Source organism: Pantoea dispersa, from assembly GCF_035783935.1.
Lineage (GTDB): Bacteria > Pseudomonadota > Gammaproteobacteria > Enterobacterales > Enterobacteriaceae > Pantoea > Pantoea dispersa_C.
In genome coordinates this window covers 205,915-223,987 of the sequence record NZ_JALKOV010000009.1, presented here as the reverse complement: position 1 = coordinate 223,987, position 18,073 = coordinate 205,915, and the positions used below count along the sequence as shown (strand labels likewise).

17 protein-coding genes are annotated in these 18,073 nt (G+C 59.0%); 7 read left to right on the top strand and 10 right to left on the bottom strand.

Annotation, left to right across the window (positions count from 1 at the left end; translation table 11 throughout):
• Positions 1–43 precede the first annotated feature (43 nt).
• From yihX to fabY, 4 genes are read left to right on the top strand one after another with little or no spacing between them, the layout of a single operon-like run.
• On the top strand, positions 44–640 hold the full coding sequence (gene yihX, locus MXF20_RS17960) for a glucose-1-phosphatase (protein WP_325970606.1): 597 nt from the start codon (positions 44–46) through the stop codon (positions 638–640).
• Positions 641–646: 6 nt separating this feature from the next.
• On the top strand, positions 647–1,513 hold the full coding sequence (locus MXF20_RS17955) for a virulence factor BrkB family protein (protein ID WP_325970605.1): 867 nt from the start codon (positions 647–649) through the stop codon (positions 1,511–1,513).
• Positions 1,510–1,947, top strand: coding sequence for a D-aminoacyl-tRNA deacylase (gene dtd, locus MXF20_RS17950; protein WP_021507113.1), 438 nt, complete (start codon positions 1,510–1,512; stop codon positions 1,945–1,947). Before MXF20_RS17955 ends, dtd begins: the two co-directional genes overlap by 4 nt.
• A 59-nt stretch (positions 1,948–2,006) precedes the next feature.
• Positions 2,007–2,954: a fatty acid biosynthesis protein FabY gene (gene fabY, locus MXF20_RS17945; RefSeq protein WP_021507112.1), complete on the top strand. Its 948-nt coding sequence runs from the start codon at positions 2,007–2,009 to the stop codon at positions 2,952–2,954.
• Positions 2,955–3,159: 205 nt separating this feature from the next.
• Here fabY and MXF20_RS17940 read toward each other — a convergent pair whose 3' ends face one another.
• The 3 genes from MXF20_RS17940 to MXF20_RS17930 all read right to left on the bottom strand — a co-directional run bounded on the left by MXF20_RS17940 (position 3,160) and on the right by MXF20_RS17930 (position 7,376).
• The gene (locus MXF20_RS17940; RefSeq protein ID WP_325970604.1) at positions 3,160–4,839 is read right to left on the bottom strand and encodes an AsmA family protein; all 1,680 of its coding nucleotides are present in this window, start codon (positions 4,837–4,839) and stop codon (positions 3,160–3,162) included.
• Between the two features lie 122 nt (positions 4,840–4,961).
• Positions 4,962–6,350 (bottom strand): uracil-xanthine permease family protein, encoded by a 1,389-nt coding sequence (locus tag MXF20_RS17935; RefSeq protein WP_325970603.1) that lies wholly within the window; start codon positions 6,348–6,350, stop codon positions 4,962–4,964.
• Positions 6,351–6,425: 75 nt separating this feature from the next.
• The gene (locus tag MXF20_RS17930) at positions 6,426–7,376 is read right to left on the bottom strand and encodes a zinc-binding alcohol dehydrogenase family protein (RefSeq protein WP_325970602.1); all 951 of its coding nucleotides are present in this window, start codon (positions 7,374–7,376) and stop codon (positions 6,426–6,428) included.
• 70 nt (positions 7,377–7,446) lie between these two features.
• Here MXF20_RS17930 and MXF20_RS17925 point away from each other — a divergent pair, with 70 nt between their 5' ends.
• The gene (locus tag MXF20_RS17925) at positions 7,447–7,932 is read left to right on the top strand and encodes a MarR family winged helix-turn-helix transcriptional regulator (RefSeq protein WP_325970601.1); all 486 of its coding nucleotides are present in this window, start codon (positions 7,447–7,449) and stop codon (positions 7,930–7,932) included.
• On the opposite strand, the gene recG is transcribed toward MXF20_RS17925, so the two are convergent.
• From recG to gmk, 5 genes are read right to left on the bottom strand one after another with little or no spacing between them, the layout of a single operon-like run.
• Entirely contained in the window at positions 7,929–10,007 is a 2,079-nt protein-coding gene (recG, locus tag MXF20_RS17920; protein WP_325970600.1) for an ATP-dependent DNA helicase RecG, read from the bottom strand. The two genes, MXF20_RS17925 and recG, sit on opposite strands and share 4 nt — an antisense overlap.
• Entirely contained in the window at positions 10,004–10,699 is a 696-nt protein-coding gene (gene trmH, locus MXF20_RS17915; RefSeq protein ID WP_325970599.1) for a tRNA (guanosine(18)-2'-O)-methyltransferase TrmH, read from the bottom strand. The genes recG and trmH overlap by 4 nt, the downstream gene beginning before the upstream one ends.
• Before the next feature lie 3 nt (positions 10,700–10,702).
• On the bottom strand, positions 10,703–12,817 hold the full coding sequence (gene spoT / locus MXF20_RS17910) for a bifunctional GTP diphosphokinase/guanosine-3',5'-bis pyrophosphate 3'-pyrophosphohydrolase (RefSeq protein WP_325970598.1): 2,115 nt from the start codon (positions 12,815–12,817) through the stop codon (positions 10,703–10,705).
• A gap of 20 nt (positions 12,818–12,837) precedes the next feature.
• Complete coding sequence (gene rpoZ, locus MXF20_RS17905; RefSeq protein ID WP_021314198.1) at positions 12,838–13,113, bottom strand: DNA-directed RNA polymerase subunit omega; 276 nt, start codon at positions 13,111–13,113, stop codon at positions 12,838–12,840.
• 57 nt (positions 13,114–13,170) lie between these two features.
• Positions 13,171–13,794, bottom strand: coding sequence for a guanylate kinase (gene gmk / locus MXF20_RS17900; protein ID WP_325970597.1), 624 nt, complete (start codon positions 13,792–13,794; stop codon positions 13,171–13,173).
• Between the two features lie 238 nt (positions 13,795–14,032).
• On the opposite strand from gmk, the gene ligB reads away from it, so the two are divergent.
• A complete protein-coding gene (gene ligB / locus MXF20_RS17895) occupies positions 14,033–15,802 on the top strand; it encodes an NAD-dependent DNA ligase LigB (protein ID WP_325970596.1) in 1,770 nt (589 codons plus the stop codon).
• Here the strand turns inward: ligB and MXF20_RS17890 are convergent.
• Positions 15,716–16,333, bottom strand: coding sequence for a trimeric intracellular cation channel family protein (locus tag MXF20_RS17890; protein WP_031279636.1), 618 nt, complete (start codon positions 16,331–16,333; stop codon positions 15,716–15,718). The two genes, ligB and MXF20_RS17890, sit on opposite strands and share 87 nt — an antisense overlap.
• A 288-nt stretch (positions 16,334–16,621) precedes the next feature.
• On the opposite strand from MXF20_RS17890, the gene MXF20_RS17885 reads away from it, so the two are divergent.
• Complete coding sequence (locus MXF20_RS17885) at positions 16,622–17,311, top strand: response regulator transcription factor (RefSeq protein ID WP_325970595.1); 690 nt, start codon at positions 16,622–16,624, stop codon at positions 17,309–17,311.
• Between the two features lie 79 nt (positions 17,312–17,390).
• Here MXF20_RS17885 and MXF20_RS17880 read toward each other — a convergent pair whose 3' ends face one another.
• Positions 17,391–18,035: an oligosaccharide flippase family protein gene (locus MXF20_RS17880; RefSeq protein WP_325970594.1), complete on the bottom strand. Its 645-nt coding sequence runs from the start codon at positions 18,033–18,035 to the stop codon at positions 17,391–17,393.
• Between the last annotated feature and the right edge of the window lie 38 nt (positions 18,036–18,073).

The window sequence follows — 18,073 nt, the reverse complement described above, 5'->3', positions numbered from 1 at the left end:
ACCGCTAGAGTGAATGATCCAGGGAACGTAGAGGAGAGGTGTCATGCTGTACATCTTTGATTTAGGCAATGTGATTGTTGATATCGATTTCAATCGGGTACTCGGCGTCTGGAGCGATCTGGGACGCGTGCCGCTTGCCACGCTGCAAAGCCGTTTTCGCATGGACGAGACTTTTGAGCAGCACGAGCGGGGCGAAATCAGCGACCCGGAGTTTGCCGCGCGGCTGTGTGACCAGCTCGATATTGCGCTGAGCTATCCGCAGTTCACTGCCGGCTGGCAGGCGGTGTTTATTGGCGTGCGCCCGGAAACGCTGGCGATCATGAACCAGCTGCGCGCCAGCGGCGAACGCGTGGTGATTCTGTCCAACACTAACCAGCTGCATTTCGAGTTCTGGCCAACGCAGTATCCGGAAGTGCAGCAGGCTGCCGACCACATCTATATGTCGCAGGATATTGGCATGCGCAAACCGGAAGCGCGCATCTGGCACTACGTGCTGGAACACGAAGGCTTCACTGCCGATCAGGCCGTATTTTTCGATGATAACCAGGCGAACATTGATGCGGCGCGCGCGCTGGGCATTGAGAGCGTGCTGGTGGAAGACGCGAAAACCGTGCCTGACTGGTTCGCGATCCGTCGCTGAGTGACCATGCGAACTCATCTGCGCCACTCGGCGCATGCGTTTTTCCTGTGGATCAAGCTGCTGTGGCGCCGCATTGATGAAGACAACATGACCACGCAGGCCGGTAACCTGGCCTACGTGTCACTGCTGGCGCTGGTGCCGCTGATCGCCGTGGTGTTTGCACTGTTTGCCGCGTTCCCGGTGTTCTCTGACATCAGCGTGCAGCTGAAGAACTTCATCTTCACTAACTTCATGCCGGCCGCCGGTGACGTGATTCAGCGCTATCTCGATCAGTTTGTCGCCAACGTCAATAAAATGACGGCGGTGGGAGCGGTCGGGCTGATTGTCACGGCGCTGCTGCTGATGCATTCGGTCGACAGCGCGCTGAACGCCATCTGGCGCAGCGACAAGCCGCGCCCGATGGTTTACTCCTTTGCGGTGTACTGGATGATCCTGACGCTGGGACCGCTGCTGGCCGGTGCCAGTCTGGCCATCAGCTCCTATCTGCTGTCGCTGCGCTGGGTGAACGTCACCGGCGTCACCAGCCTGATCGAGCAGGCGCTGCGCATCTTCCCGCTGGTTCTGTCGATTCTCGCCTTCTGGCTGTTGTACAGCATTGTGCCGACACGGCGCGTGCCGGGGCGCGATGCGCTGATCGGCGCAGTGGTGGCAGGCCTGCTGTTCGAGCTGGGCAAAAAGGGCTTTGCGCTCTATGTTACGATGTTCCCTTCGTATCAGTTAATTTACGGCGTGCTGGCGGTGATCCCCATCCTGTTTCTGTGGGTTTACTGGACCTGGTGTATTGTGTTGTTAGGCGCGGAAGTGACCGTCACGCTGGATGACTATCGCCAGTTAAAACAGCAGGAACGCGATAAAGAACGAGAGGAAACATGATTGCTTTGATTCAGCGCGTGACGCGCGCCAGCGTCAGCGTGGACAACGCCACGGTGGGCGAAATTGGCGCCGGTCTGCTGGTGCTGCTGGGGGTGGAAAAGGGGGATGACGAGCAGAAATCACAGCGCCTGGCGGAGAAAGTCTTAGGCTATCGCATCTTTGGCGATGAGAACGACAAAATGAACCTCAGCGTACAGCAGACAGGCGGCAGCGTGCTGGTGGTTTCGCAATTCACCCTGGCGGCGGACACGCAAAAAGGCATGCGTCCCTCTTTCTCTGGCGGTGCGCATCCGGCGGAAGCCGAGCGCCTCTATCACGACTTTAGCGATCGCTGCCGGGCGCTGGGCGTCACCACTGCCAACGGGCGCTTTGCCGCCAACATGCAGGTTTCACTGATTAACGATGGTCCGGTGACCTTCTGGTTACAGGTGTGAGATTTTTAGCCGAGCGGCAAGGGATCAGCCACGCAAGCTCCGAACGAGAGAATCACTTTATGTATCATCTTCGCGTACCGCAAACGGCGGAAGAGCTGGATATGTATTACCAGTTCCGCTGGGAAATGTTACGAAAGCCGCTGCGCCAGCCGCAGGGCTCAGAACGTGATGCCTGGGATGCGCTGGCGCATCACCAGATGGTGGTGGATGAGCACGGCAAACCGGTAGCGGTCGGCCGGCTGTATATCAATGCGGAAAATGAAGCGGCGATCCGCTTTCTGGCGGTGCATCCGTCGGTGCAGGGCAAAGGGCTGGGCACGCTGGTGGCGATGACGCTGGAGTCGGTGGCGCGCCAGGAAGGAGCCAAACGCGTGACCTGTAGCGCGCGCGAGGATGCGGTGGAGTTCTTTGCCAAGCTGGGCTTTGTTAATCAGGGTGAAATTACCGCGCCGCAAACCACGCCGGTGCGCCACTTCCTGATGATTAAACCGGTGGTGACGCTGGATGATATTCTGCATCGCGCCGACTGGTGCGGACAGCTACAGCAGGCGTGGTACGAGCACATCCCGCTGAGCGAAAAAATGGGCGTGCGTATTCTGCAGTACACCGGGCAGAAGTTTGTCACCACCATGCCGGAAGCTGGCAACCAGAACCCGCACCACACGCTGTTTGCCGGCAGCCTGTTTTCACTTGCCACACTCACCGGCTGGGGATTGATCTGGCTGCTGCTGCGCGAACGCCATCTTGGCGGCACCATCATTCTGGCCGATGCACATATTCGCTATAGCAAACCGATCAGCGGACGGCCCGGTGCCATCGCCGATCTCGGCTCGCTGAGCGGCGATCTCGACCGACTGGCGCGCGGACGTAAAGCACGCGTACAGATGGAGGTGGAGCTGTTTGGTGATGATGAGCTGGGCGCGGTGTTTGAAGGTGTGTATATCGTCTTACCCGCCGATCCTGACGGACCGCTGGAAGAGGGCGGTTCAGGCGCGCGCATTAATTAACCACGCAGCGCGCAACAAAACCACAGAGTCACTCTGCATGGCGTAATGCTTGCCAGCTAAGATTCAAATGCATTCAACAACAGTTGCATTTTTGGTAGCGGCGCAATTTATTGCGCGATAAATCGCGCCGCTACAAGTATTGTGCGACTGGCGATGGCCTGACTCGTCCGCATCGCGCTTTTCAGCGCGATCGGTCAGGCAAATATCACTGCACCTGCCCGCCACGCATTGTCTGCTGCAGCGACTGCGTATCCGTGGTCACCGACAAACTGCCTTCTGCGCTAGCACGCAGCGGTGCGCCCGCGCTGAGCGAGCCCTTCAGCTGCAGCTGCAAATTACTGCTACCGCTTAGCGGCAACGCAGGCCAGCCCCAGTTTTGCAGCACGTTTGCCGGCACCGCCTGGCCTTTCAGGTTCAGCGTAAACGGACGCTGTGCTTCCTGTCCTGCGGTTGCCGTGCCTTCCAGTAAGCCACTGCCGTTAAAAGCGCTCATCTCGCTGACCTCAATCTGCCGATCGCTGGCGTTCAGGCTAATCGACGGATGGCGCAAATCGGTGCGGTTAAAGGTGGCTTCCGCCGCGTTAAAGCTGGCTTTGCCGGCCCAGATGCCCCATTGATGCTGGCGCGCCAGCAGCAGATTCTCTGCATTACCGTCAAGCGCGGTCATCTGGAACGGGAAGGCCGGATTGATATCAATCACCAGGTTACGGTTAGCGGTGGCACGCTTCACCAGCACGCTATCCAGCCAGCCCGGCAGTGTCTGCTGCCAGCGATCGCGCCAGTTTTGCGGCAGCGTGTATTCCAGGCCGGCAATGGCTAAATCGTCAAGCGTCAGGCGCTTGTCGCTGCGCGTCCAGCTGCCGCTGGCGCGAATCACGCCGTTGACCCAGCGTGAGCTGAACTGCGTCAGCTGAATGCCCTGCGGTGAGAATTCGGCGTTGACGATCGGATCGTTGAGTTCAAAGCTGCCGTTAATAAAGTTACCGGCGTTCATGGCCAGCGAACCGTCGTCGCTCTGCCAGTCATCGCCGCGCAGCGTGATGTTCTTCAGGGTCAGATCGAGATCGGTCACCGCCCAGTCCGGGCCCTGCAGGCGCGCATCGGTCATATCCAGCCGGTTGATGCTCACCGAAGGCACGTCGCGCAGCGGACTGAGGAAGTCGCTCAGGCTCTGCTGGGTTTGCAGGCGAATGTCGTTGAGGCGCAGCTGATTGATTTGCCAGTTACCCTGCGCGTCGCGCTCGGCGCTCCCGGTCATTGAGCCACGCGCCAGATCGGCCCCAATATTGGCCAGCACCAGCCGGCGTTTGGCGATATTGCCCTGCAGCAGCACGTTGTTACCGGCGACGCCGTCCAGCGTCATGGCCCCTGCGCTCATCTGGAACTGCGCATCGCTGCCCAGCATATCGTCAGGCGTGGGCTTCCACGGCACAATGCCGCCGTTTACCCGCTGCGCTGCCAGCGGCAGCGCGCTGTGCGGGCTTTCGATCTGCACATTATTGAGCTGCAGCCGGTTGGCCTGAATCGGCAGCGTGGTTTGTGGTGACTGGTTAGCGAGGTTGATGTCGCCGTCGCGCACCTCAATGCTGTCAAAATGCAGCGGATCGCTGAACTGCACCAGTGCCAGTCCGAGATCGACGCGCTTCGCCACCAGCACTGCCGGCTGGCCGTCGTGGCCGAAGCTGAAGTCATCCAGCATGATGTGGGAAGGCGAGGAGAAGTTGTGCTCAATTTTACTCAGCGACAGATGCCAGGCGGTTTTATCGCTTACCCAACGGCTAAACCAGCCTGCGCCCCACTGGGTTTGCAGCAGCACATAGAGAACCACCAGCGCCAGCAGAATCAGCAGTAACAAGGTAAGGAAAAACTTGCCTAAAAATTTCATCGCATCCATCCATCCCGATATTTATCCGGTGAGTGGTTGTTATGCCTGAATTACCGTTACAGCTCAACAGCCTGGATGAAAAAGCGGATAAATAACAGGCAGGCCGTAGCCTGCCAGCAGCATTACTTTTCCTGCGGAAAGACGAGGTTGAGCACGATAGCGGTGATACCACCGGCGGCAATGCCGGATGACAGCAGGGTTTTCAGCCAGTCCGGGGCAAACTGCAGAATCAGCGGCTGTTGCGACACGCCAAGGCCCACCGCCAGCGACAGCGCGATGATCATGATGGCACGCCGGTTAAGCGGCTCGCGCGACACAATGCGCACGCCGGAAGCGGCAATGGTGCCGAACATCACGATGGTGGCACCGCCCAGCACCGGTTCCGGAATATGCTGCACAAAGCCGCTCACCGCCGGGAACAGGCCGAGCACGATCAGCATCAGCGCCACCACAAAGCCCACGTAGCGGCTGGCTACGCCGGTCAGCTGAATCACACCGTTGTTCTGACCAAAGCAGGAGTTAGGGAAGGTATTGAACAGCGCCGACACACAGGAGTTAAGACCGTTGGCCAGCACGCCGCCTTTCAGGCGCTTCATATACAGCGGACCGCTGACCGGCTGTTCAGAGACATCGGAGGTGGCAGTGATATCGCCGATGGTCTCCAGCGAAGTCACCATGAACACCAGCATCAGCGGGATCAGCAGATTCCAGTCAAAACCCAGGCCGTAATAGAGCGGCGACGGCACGGCCAGCAGCGCCTGATTAGTCGGCGCGGAGGTGGCGGGCAGCATATCCAGCGCCCAGGCCAGCGCATAACCCACCGCCATGGCGATCACCAGCGATGCGACGCGCAGATAAGGGTTGCGCTGGCGATTAAGCAGGATGATCACCAGCAGCACGGCACCGGCCAGCAGCAGATTTTTCGGCGCACCAAAGCTGTGATCGTTCATGGCGGCGAAGCCACCGCCAATCGAGGTCAGGCCGACCTGAATCAGCGACAGACCGATAATCATCACCACAATGCCGGACACCAGCGGCGTGATGATGCGGCGCGCGAGGTGCAGCACGCGTGACAGCAACATCTCGGTACAGGAGGCCACCATCAGGGTACCAAACAGCGCCGCCATCATGGTCGGCACATCGGCACCGCCGTTTTTCAGCGCCATACCGCCCATGATCAGCGGCGTGACAAAGTTAAAGCTGGTGCCCTGAATCGACAGCAGGCCAGATCCCACCGGTCCCCAGGTTTTGATTTGCAGAATGGACGCCACGCCCGATGCAAACAGCGACATGCTGATGATGTGCTGCGTGTCCTGCGCCGGTAAGCCGAGTGCCTGGCAGATCAGCAGTGCCGGGGTAATCACCGCCACAAACATCGCCAGCAAATGCTGGCAGGCGGCAAACAGCGTTTGCGGCAGTGGCGGACGATCTTCAAGACGGTAAATCAGTTCACTTTTGCTCTCGCCTGCCTCGCTGGCAGTCTGGCGGGATTCAGCAGTATTGACGGACATGGTGGCTTCTCAATAACAACAAAGGGGCGATTTTAAACGGTTGCGTTGTGAAAGCAATCGTTTGCAATGCCCCTTTTAGTTGTGATTGATCTGGAGCGTAAACACCGTGCGGCAGCGGCTGTCATCCTGCTGCCACGCCTGCGCTACCTCACTCAGCGGACGCTGATTAAAGGCGATGGAGAAGTCACTTTCAGCGGCGGCGTGCAGCATCTCACCGATACAGGCGATCAGCTCGCTGTCAGAGACGCTGCCCAGCCCGCTGCCCATCAGCGTCAGCCCGGATGAGCGCAGCAGTTTACTGTGCAGCGTGATTTCCTGGCCGCTGAGCGAGCCAATTTGCACGAAGCGCACCGTTTTCTCACCGCCGGCCACGGCCGCGTGCATGATGTCGAGCGCACTCTGGCCCCACAGATAATCCAGCACCACATCAATGCCTTGCTGCATCAGCGCTGGCAGCGCGCCGGGCAGTTCATCCAGCGTCAGGATGATATCGGCGCCCTGCGTGCGCAGCTGTTCCAGCACCGCGCGGTTACGGCCGGTAGCGATGATTTTCCCGGCACCGAGGTGACGCGCTATGCGCACCGCCAGCCCGCCGGAGGTGCCGGTTGCGCCGTTAATCAGCACGGTTTCACCTGCCTGTAACCGGGCGCGGCGTGTCAGTGCGGCCCACGAGGACATGCCAGGATTGGCGATTGCCGCAGCCAGCAGCGGATCAAGCGTCGGCGGCAGCGCAACCACCGCCGCAGCCGGCACCCGGGTCTGCTGCGCCATACTGCCCCACGGCGCGCTAAACGCGAGAAAATAGACCGGATCGCCGTTGCTTAATGTGCCGGTGCCATCAATACCGGCGATAAACGGATAGTGGCTACCTGCGCTGTAATGGGTTCCGGCGGCACGGGCTTTCGCCAGCTGGCTAATCGCAGCGGCCTTCACCGTCACCACCACATGATGTTCATCGGCCTGCGGTGCCGGAAAATCGCCCCATACTGGTTTCTCGCCTGCGGCACTGACAATGGCTGCTTTCATGTTTTCACCTTCAGTTCATCGGATAATATGTGTAATATGCACACATTAGGCTTGCTCCGGGATGACGTCAATGAAAAGCGTGCAAAATACACATAATAAGGCTGACTTCGATGATCTGCACAACGCGCTGCTAATGATTGTCGGCACCTTTAATCGTCCGCAACGTGATGAATTACTGATAAAAGAGTCTGGTATCCAGCTGGACCGCGCCCTGTTTCCGCTGCTGATCCAGATTGGCCGCTTTGGTCCCCTCGGCGTGGTGGAGCTGGCGGATCGCGCCGGGCGCGATTACACCACCGTCAGCCGTCAGGTGGCGAAGCTGGAGGAGCTGGGACTGGCGCAGCGGCAGAAAAATGCCAGAGACAAGCGGGTGAATGAGGCGGTGATCACGGCGGCGGGAAAAGCAATGACGGACAAAATCGACGCGGCGCGCACGCAGATTTATCAGCAGCTGTTTGCTAACTGGCCCGCTGAAGAGCGCGCTGAGTTAACGCGCCTGTTGCAGCGCTTTGTCGGCGATTTCATGGCGGTGGATCGTCAGCCGCAGGCGGATTAAGCGTGGCTGTAGCGTTCGGTTTCCGGCAGCCAGCGCTCGATCAGTGCCTGAGCCTGTTCAGGATAATGCTGGTGAATATGGCGCGCCACGCGCTGAACTTCCGGAATCATGCTTTGATCGCGCAGTAAATCGGCAACTTTAAACTCGGCGTTACCGGTCTGGCGCGTGCCGAGCAGTTCACCGGGACCGCGAATCTCCAGATCGTGCTGGGCGATGACAAACCCGTCGTTGCTGTCGCGCAGCACCTGCAAACGTTTCTGCGCGGTCTTACTCAGCGGCGCTTTGTACAGCAGCACGCAGTGTGAGGCGACGGCACCGCGGCCAACGCGTCCGCGCAGCTGATGCAGCTGCGCCAGTCCGAGTCGTTCCGGGTTTTCAATGATCATCAGGCTGGCGTTGGGCACATCCACGCCGACCTCAATCACCGTAGTAGCCACCAGCAGCTGGATTTCGTTGGCCTTGAACGCCGCCATCACCGCCTGCTTCTCCGCCGGCTTCATGCGGCCGTGTACCAGACCGATCTGCAGATCCGGCAGCGCCACCTTCAGTTCCTGCCAGGTGGCTTCCGCCGCCTGCGCTTCCAGCACCTCGGATTCATCGATCAGCGTACACACCCAATAGGCCTGACGGCCTTCGTGGCAGGCGCTCTGCACCCGGGTAATGATGTCGCTGCGGCGAGTATCGGGAATCGCCACCGTGGTCACCGGCGTACGGCCCGGCGGCAGCTCGTCAATGGTTGAGGTATCCAGATCGGCGTAAGCGGTCATCGCCAGGGTGCGCGGAATTGGGGTGGCGGTCATGATCAGCTGATGCGGATGGAAACCCTGCTCTTCGCCTTTTTCCCACAGCGCCAGCCGCTGATGCACGCCGAAACGGTGCTGCTCATCAATGATCACCAGCGCCATGCCGTTAAACTTCACCTGTTCCTGGAACAGCGCATGCGTGCCGACCACCATCGCCACCTGACCGCGGGCAATCGCCTCCTGCTGCGCTTCGCGCGCTTTCCCTTTCTGCTTTCCGGCCAGCCAGCCAACCTCTACGCCAAGCGGCGCAAACCACTGGCGGAAATTACTGGCGTGCTGTTCTGCCAGCAGCTCGGTCGGCGCCATCAGCGCTACCTGCTTGCCGTGGGCGATCACGTTCAGCGCCGCCAGCGCGGCCACCAGCGTTTTACCGGAGCCGACATCGCCCTGCACCAGGCGCATCATCGGGAAGTCGTGCGCCAGATCGCGCTCAATCTCTGTGACCACGCGCCGCTGCGCCGCGGTGGGCGAGAAAGGCAGCGCGGCCAGCAGCTTATCCACCAGTTCGTGGCGTGCCGGCATGGGCAGGGCGTGATGGCGCTGTGCGCCAGCGCGTACCGCCAGCATGCTGAGATTGTGCGCCAGCAGCTCTTCAAGAATCAGGCGCTTCTGCGCCGGATGACGGCCGGTTTCCAGCTCGCTCAGGCGCAGGTCCGGCGGCGGCCGGTGCAGGGTGCGCAGCGCCTCCGGCAGGCTAATCAACCCGCCGCTCAGCTCCGGCGGCAGCAGTTCGGCAATCGGGCAGCTTTCCAGCAGCGTCAGCGCCTGATCGGTGAGATTGCGCAGCGTAGCCTGGCGAATACCTTCGGTGGTGGGATAGACCGGCGTCAGGGTTTCCTGCAGCTCAACGCCACCCAGCTCGCCCTGGACGCGATACTCCGGATGAATGATTTCGGCGCCGCGCTGGCCGCGTTTGATCTCGCCGTAAGCGGTGACGCGACGGCCCGGCGCCAGGCTGTTTTTCATGCCGGCGTTGAAATTGAAGAAGCGCATCGTCAGCACGCCGCTGCCGTCGCTGATCTGGCATACCAGCATGCGGCGTCGGCCAAAGGTGATTTCGCTGTGCAGCACTTCACCTTCCACCGTCGCCCAGATGCCGGGCAGCAGATCGTTAATTTTGTACAGCTGGGTGCGGTCTTCGTAGCGCAGCGGCAGGTGCAGCAGCAGATCCTGAATGGTAAACAGGCCGAGTTTCGCCAGTTTACCCGCCTGGCTGGCGCCGACGCCGGTCAGGGTACTGAGCGGGATGGCATCCAGCAGACGGCCTTTCATTTTTTACCCGTCGCTTGCATGGTGGCCCACCAGGCGGCATCGGCTTCGACATCGCCCTGCGCGTTGATGTGCGGATAGGGCAGGCCTTTCTGCTTCGCTACGCGCGCCAGCACCGGATAACCGCCCTCAAACAGCAGGCGCTGCTGCTCATCCTCGTCCAGCAGGCTGTGCTGGCGGCGATACATGCCGGCGTTTTGCCGCTGACGCTGGGCTTCATACAGAATCAGCGCGGAGGCCACCGAGACATTCAGCGACTGCACCATGCCGACCATCGGAATGATGATATCGCGATCGGCCAGTGCCAGCGCTTCGGCGGTGATGCCGGTTTTTTCCTGACCCATCAGAATACAGGTCGGTTTGGTGTAATCGATCTCGCGGAAGTCGACCGCTTTGTCTGACAGATGCGTCGCCAGCACCTGCATGCCGCGATCTTTCAGATGGCGCACCGCATCAGCGATGTGGCGATGGGTTTTCACCTTCACCCAACTGTTGCTGCCCGCTGACGCCGACACCATGGTGCGCATGCGCACGCTGGGCCATACCGCGTGGACTTCATGGATGCCGACGGCGTCAGCGGTGCGGATCACCGCAGAGACATTGTGCGGCTTATGCACCTGCTCCATGCAGACGGTGAGATCGTGCTGGCGCATGGCCAGCATCTCCTGGATACGAGCAAAACGTTGAGCGTTCATGCACTAATTACGGTTACGGTGAACTTTAATCACGTCCGGCATCACGCGGATTTTACGCATGATATTGGCCAGATGGACGCGATCGTTCGCGGTGAGGCGGATGAAGGCGCTGTAAACGCGGCCGTCACGCTCTTCGGTATTGAGGCTTTGAATATTCGAACCAGCGGTGTTGATCGCCGCAGTCAGGTTGGCCAGCGCGCCCTGGTGGTTAAACATATCCACCTTAATCTCGGCGACAAACTCCTGATCGGTCACTTTATCCCATTCCACCGGCATGAACTTTTCCGGTTCTTTCTGGTAGCCGCGAATGTTGCGGCAGGATTCGTGATGCACCACCAGCCCTTTACCGGGACTGACGTGCGCGACAATCGGGTCGCCAGGAATCGGACGGCAGCACTTGGCGAAGGTGATCAGTACGCCATCAGCGCCTTTGATCGGCAGCTTTTTGCTGCGCTTACTGCTGCCAGAAGCAGGTTCTTCGCTGCCGGATTGCAGCAGGTTCTTCGCCACTACCACGCTCATGGCGTTGCCGAGGCCAATTTCCGCCAGCAGATCGTCGATGCTGGTGAGCTTCATGCGCTCCAGCTCCTGCTGAATATTCTCTGCCGGAATCTCGGCCAGCTTTTTGCTGCCGCCGAGCGCGTGGCTCAGCAGACGTCGACCGAGGTTGACGGAATCTTCGCGTTTGAGGTTTTTCAGCAGCTGGCGAATTTTGGCGCGCGCTTTCGAGCTCACCACAAAGTTGAGCCACGCGGCATTTGGCCGGGCGCCAGGTGCGGTAATGATTTCAATCGTCTGGCCGCTGGTCAGCGCCTGCGACAGCGGATACGGCTGGCGATCGACGCGCGCACCGACGCAGGCGTGACCGATATCGGTGTGCACCGCATAGGCGAAATCCACCGGCGTGGCGCCAGCGGGCAGTTCGACGATGCGGCCTTCCGGCGTAAACACGTAGATCTCATCCGGGAACAGATCGGATTTTACGCTCTCGATAAACTCGAACGAGCTGCCGGCGCTCTGCTGCAGCTCCAGCAGGCTTTGCAGCCAGCGCTGGGCGCGAATTTGCGCGGTAGTGCCGCTTTCGCCGGCTTCTTTATAGGCCCAGTGGGCCGCCACCCCCATTTCCGCCATCTGATCCATATCTTCGGTACGGATTTGCACCTCAACCGGCACGCCGTGCGGGCCGATCATCGAGGTATGCAGTGACTGATAGCCGTTGGCTTTGGGAATGGCGATGTAATCTTTTACGCGTCCGGGACGCGGTTTGTACAGGCTGTGCATCTGACCGAGCACGCGATAGCAGGTATCAAGGTCTTTCACGATGACGCGGAAGGCATAGATATCCATGATCGAGTGAAATCGTTGCTCTTTCAGGTGCATTTTGCGGTAGATCGAATAGAGATGCTTCTCACGCCCGCTGACGCGGCAGGGAATGCCGGCTTCCTGCAGGCGCCCGTCGATTTCCGACAGGATCTTCTGAATCATCTCTTTACGGTTACCGCGCGCTGCTTTCACCACCTCTTTAATCACGCGGAAACGGTTCGGATAGAGCGCTTCAAAGCCGAGCTCTTCCAGTTCCGTTTTCAGGTGGTGAATACCGAGGCGGTGCGCCAGAGGACTGTAAATCTCCAGCGTTTCCAGCGCGATGCGCCGCTTTTTATCCGGACGCAGCGCGCCCAGCGTACGCATATTATGCGTGCGGTCAGCCAGTTTGATCAGGATGACGCGAATGTCCTGCACCATCGCCATGATCATTTTGCGGAAGTTTTCAGCCTGGGCTTCTTTCTTGTCGCGGAATTTCAGCTTATCGAGCTTGGAAACGCCTTCCACCAGCTCGGCCACGCTTTTCCCGAACAGCTGTTCCATGTCCTGGTAGGTGGCGGGCGTATCCTCAATCACATCATGCAGCAGCGCCGCCATCAGCGTTTCGTGGTCGAGTTTCATCTCGGCCAGAATGCAGGCAACCGCAACGGGATGGGTAATATAGGGTTCGCCGCTGGAGCGTGTCTGTCCCTCGTGGGCATCACGTGCGACAAGATAAGCTTGCTTGAGGCGCTTGATTTGCTCCTCAGGCAAGTATTTTTCAATCAGCTGATTGAGGCTTTCAAACAGATACAAGGTTGACCTGCAGAGTGCTGTTAACGACGACCTTCAGCGATAGCGGTAACGGCTTGTAACTCAGCGGCTTCCTGCTCTTGCTGTTCCTGACGATCACGCACATCCAGAATCTGGTTGGTGATCAGGCCTTCTTCGATTTCGCGCAGGGCGATAACGGTGGCTTTATCGTTCTCTTCCGGAACCAGCGGATCTTTGCCGCCTACCTGCATCTGACGTGCACGACGTGCAGCGACCAACACCAGGTCAAAACGGTTACCAACTTTCTCTACTGCGTCCTGAACGGTTACGCGTGCCATAGGTGTGCTACTCCACAGATGATGAAGAAATGACTGGGCATAATACTGAAAGTGACTTCAGACTGCCAATAGTTTGCTGATTAAAGCATCATGTCGCGCTTTCTGGCGACCCATACGCAGACGTTCTGCGCGAATAATGGTTTTCAGATCCGACAGCGCCAGATCGAAATCATCATTAACAATCAAATAATCATATTCGGCATAGTGGCTCATTTCTGCCACTGCCTGTGCCATGCGGCGGGCGATCACCTCTTCGCTGTCCTGACCGCGACCGCGCAGGCGGCGATCCAGCTCTTCGGTGGACGGCGGCAGAACAAAGATGCTGCGGGCGGCCGGCATTTTCTGGCGAATCTGCTGCGCGCCCTGCCAGTCAATGTCGAGAAACACGTCAACGCCGGTGGCCAGCACCTGCTCAATCGCCGCGCGGGAAGTGCCGTAATAGTTGCCAAACACTTCTGCGTGCTCAAGGAAAGCATCTTCGGCGATCATGCGCTCGAATTCAGGCTTTGAGACGAAAAAGTAGTGTTCACCATGCGCTTCGCCGGGGCGCACGCCGCGGGTGGTATGAGAAACAGACACCTGCGTATCGTACAGCGGTTGTGTCTTTAACAGCGCCTGAATCAGGCTGGATTTACCTGCGCCGCTGGGGGCGGAAACAATATAGAGCGTGCCTTGAGCCATGGTTATCTTGAATTGAGTAAAGAGCGGAGTCGATTTCCTGCACAGTATACACGGCTTAAGCGCAGCACGCAGCGTTTGCCGCCCGCAGGCGGCAATTCTTTTTCTGTGCGCGGCCTCTCGCGGCGGCGCAATTTCCTGCAATCCGGACGAAAACCCGTCAGCCTCGCTCCACACTTCGCTTTTTAGCGCTGGTATCGCTCGCTGCGGCACGCTGCAATCAGCAAAAAAGGAGGCGACGATGAAAGGATGGAGAGGGCTGTGCGCGATGTTGCTGGCGGGATGTGCGAACGTAATGGCGATATGTCCCAACTGGTCGCCGGTGCGCGCAGAGCAGGAGATGGCCGGGCTGCATAATCAGTTGCGCCACTGGGATGATGCTTACTACCGCCAGGGGCAAAGTCCGGTAAGCGATGCCGACTACGACAGCCTGCAGCAGCGCTTACAGCAGTGGCAGCGCTGCTTCACGCCGGCGCTGCCGGGCTATGCGTCGCGGCTCAGCACCGACGGCAGCACGCTGCATCCGGTGGCGCATACCGGCGTGCGCAAGCTGCGTGACAGGCTGGCGGTGGCCTACTGGATGCAGGATAAACCGGCGCTGTGGGTGCAGCCGAAAGTCGATGGTGTGGCGGTGACGCTGGTGTATCGTCACGGCGAACTGGCTGCCCTGATTAGCCGGGGCGATGGACTGCGCGGTGAACAGTGGCTGGCGAAAGCACCGCACATTGCGGCGATCCCGCAGCATATCGCCACTGACCGTGCGGAAGTGGTGCTGCAGGGGGAACTGTTTCTGACGATGACCGATCACCAGCAGGCACGCGATGGCGGTCAGAATGCGCGCGCTCAGGTGGCGGGCGCGATGATGCGGCGCGAGGCCAGTCCGCTGTTGTCGCGCATTGGCGTGTTTATCTGGGCCTGGCCGGATGGGCCGCCGATGATGCAGGCGCGGCTGGCGCAGCTCGCGCAGTGGGGCTTTGGTCTGACGCAGCAGTGGAGCCGGCAGGTCAGTAATGAAGAGGAGGTCGCAGCGTGGCGCGAGCGCTGGTATCGCCAGCCGCTCCCTTTTGTCACCGATGGCGTGGTGATTCACCAGTCACCGCAGCGTGTCGGGCGCGACTGGCAGCCCGGCCAGGGCAGCTGGTCGGCCGCATGGAAATATCAGCCCGCCGAAGTCAGTAGCGAGGTGCTGTCCGTGGATTTCAACGTGGGACGTACCGGCAAAATTGCCGTGGTGCTGAATCTGCAGCCGGTGCAGCTGGAGGATAAAACCGTCCGGCGGGTCAATCTGGGTTCGCTGCGCCGCTGGAAGCAGTGGGATGTCATCGCCGGCGATCAGGTCACGCTGTCGCTGGCCGGGCTGGGTATTCCGCGGCTGGAACGGGTGATCTGGCGCGTGGCGCAGCGCGACTATCCCCAGCCGCCGCAGGACGACGAATTTCATGCGCTGAGCTGTCTGCACTTCAGCGCGGGATGTCGCGCGCAGTTTCTCTCGCGCCTCAGCTGGCTGAGTCATAAGTCGGTGCTGGATATTGCTGGCGTGCAGCACAGCAGCTGGCAGCGCCTGCTGGACAGCGGCAGCATCAGCCACCTGTTCTCCTGGCTGACGCTCACGCCAGCGCAGATTGCGCAGGCGCAGGGCATCTCCAGCGTGCGCGCACAGCAAATCTGGCATCGTTTTAACCTGACGCGCCAGCAGCCGCTGCGCCGCTGGATCAGCGCGCTGGGCTTACCGCTGCCGCGCACGGCGCTACAGGCGTTGCCCGATACGCAGTGGTCGCAGCTGCTGGCGCGTTCAGCCGACAGCTGGCAGCAGCTGCCGGGCATCGGCAGTGTCCTGGCGCAGCGGCTGGTGGCGATGCTGCAGGATGCGCACCTGCAGTCGCTGATTCACTTTTTGCAGCAGCAGGATATTCCTGCGCAGCCCTCAGTGCTCGGGATGGGGATAGTTGAAAATCGGCAGGCCGAGGCGGAAGCGCAGCGCCAGCAGGCGGGCGAAGAAGCCGAACAGTAGCGTGATGATCACCACCACTTCATGCGCCAGCGGCGTTTTCAGCAGCAGGATATACATCCAGCCGGAGGCAAAAGCGATACCGGCATACAGCTCTTTCTGGAACACCAGCGGGATGCGGTTGCAGAACATATCGCGCAGCACGCCACCAAACACGCCGGTAATCACCGCGGCGATGGCCGCGATAATCGCCGCATGGCCAGAATCCAGCGCAACCTGTGCGCCGATAATCGAGAACACCACCAGCCCGAGCGCATCCAGCACCAGAAATACCTTGCGCAGATGGTTCATCAGCGGCGCGACAAAGGTGGTGACCACGGCTGCCGCGGCGACAATCATGATGTACTCCGGGTGTTTCACCCAGCCGAGCGGATAGTGGCCCAGCAGAATATCGCGTACCGAGCCGCCGCCAATCGCCGTGACCGACGCAATAATAATGACGCCAAACAGATCCATTTTGCGTCGGCCTGCCGCCAGCGCACCGGTCATCGCTTCGGCGGTAATACCAATAATGTACAGGACGGTTAATAACATAGAGCACTCCAGTAAACTGGCGGCAAGGCTAAAGATTTCCCAGAGTGTAGACCACTGAGATTTTCTAAAAAAATCTTTTCGGATTAGCCAGATTGATAATGTGCTGGCTTAGTGGTTTGTCAGAGAGGAATCACCGTCATCGGCCGGGATTTTCGCATCAATAAAAATGATGCGAAACGCCAGGGCTGGCCTGATTTAAGTTTCGCTGTGAATGTGTCGTACCTGATTAATGCCTGCTCACTCAGGCTCATCATTTACGGGCGCGACGTGCAGCAACTTTGGACAGGCATGAAAAAATTCAGCGAAGACATCCTCTATTACTCCTCCGATAAGCTGGCCGCGCTTGGGCTGGAAAGCCTGCTATCAGCGTTACCGGTGGGTTGCCGGGTGCATGAACTCTGGTCGCTCAGTACCGTCATCTCTCAGTGTGAAAGAGTGCGGCCGCGGTTGCTGGTGTTTATTTTTCACGAGAATATGCCGCTGGCGGGCACCTTCAAAGTGCTGTATGCGCTGCAGCAGCAGTTTCCGGCCATGCAGATGCTGGTACTGACCCGACGTCTGTTGCCGATGATGCGGGCGCTTGGTCGCTACCTGCCGGGACTTAGCGTGCTTGACTTAAAGTCTTCGCACGCCGCGCTGTGCGACTGGCTGCTCACCTGTATTGCCGGTGGATCGCCACAGCAGCAGGAGGGCGCCGACATTCTGCTGCCGGATCGGCAACTGCGGGTGCTGCTGATGATGGCGTGGGGCTACAACACCGAACAGATTGGTAACCGGCTCGGCATCAGCCATAAAACGGTGAATGCGCACAAGCTTAATGCGCTAACCCGCCTGCAGGTGAAAAGCAAAAATGATATGGCTGACTTATATATGGTGATTGATGAACTGCGCATGCTGGTGGGATGGCTGCGCCTGCACCGCAATGGCAAGCTGAGCGAACTGGCTTATCACTCGCTGGAAGAATTACTGGAAGCGTAAAAAGAAAAAAGCGTGCTGGTAACCAGCACGCGAACGCATCTTGCAGATGCCCAGAGCCCACCATACAGACTTGTTGTTATTATCCGTTTCTTGCTCGCACTGCGGCGAAAGCTTTCAGGCTAAAACGGTATTCCGGTTGAAACCAGGAGCGCCCGTAGTAGCAGTAGACCAGCATTCTGATGGAAACCATCGCCAGGTAACCCCAGATAGCGCACAGCACTGACGGCGTCAGCCACACGGTAAACAGCGTGACCGCCAGCCCGGCCAGCACGGAAGAGGTTTCCGTAAAGGCAATGCGCGTAAATTGTTTTTCCCGCTGCAGAATGGCGCGATAGTGCTGCCCCTGCGGAATAATAATAAAGATGACGGATATCATCTCCAGCATAATTGCCAGTTCCGGCTGGCCCATCAGACGGCTGTAAATATCACTGCCGATGAACAGCACGGCAAAAATAAATAAGCCGCTTAATACATTGCCCCAGTAAAGCGTGGACAGTTCGCTGTTATTTAAGTTTTGATTGCGAATAAGGCTATTACCGAAGCCGCGATCGGCCAGCGTATCAATCACTAATAGCATGACTATGGCAATGGCGAGCAAATTGATTTCATTCGCCTGCAGTATTTGCGCCAGCAGTGAAAGCTGTAATACCCCAATACCCACGATTTTAATTGAAGACAAAACGGACCATTTGGCGCTGGCCAGATTTCTTTCGCGTATCGCCATGCTCTGCTCATTATGGTACATGTACCAGTGCAATTAAG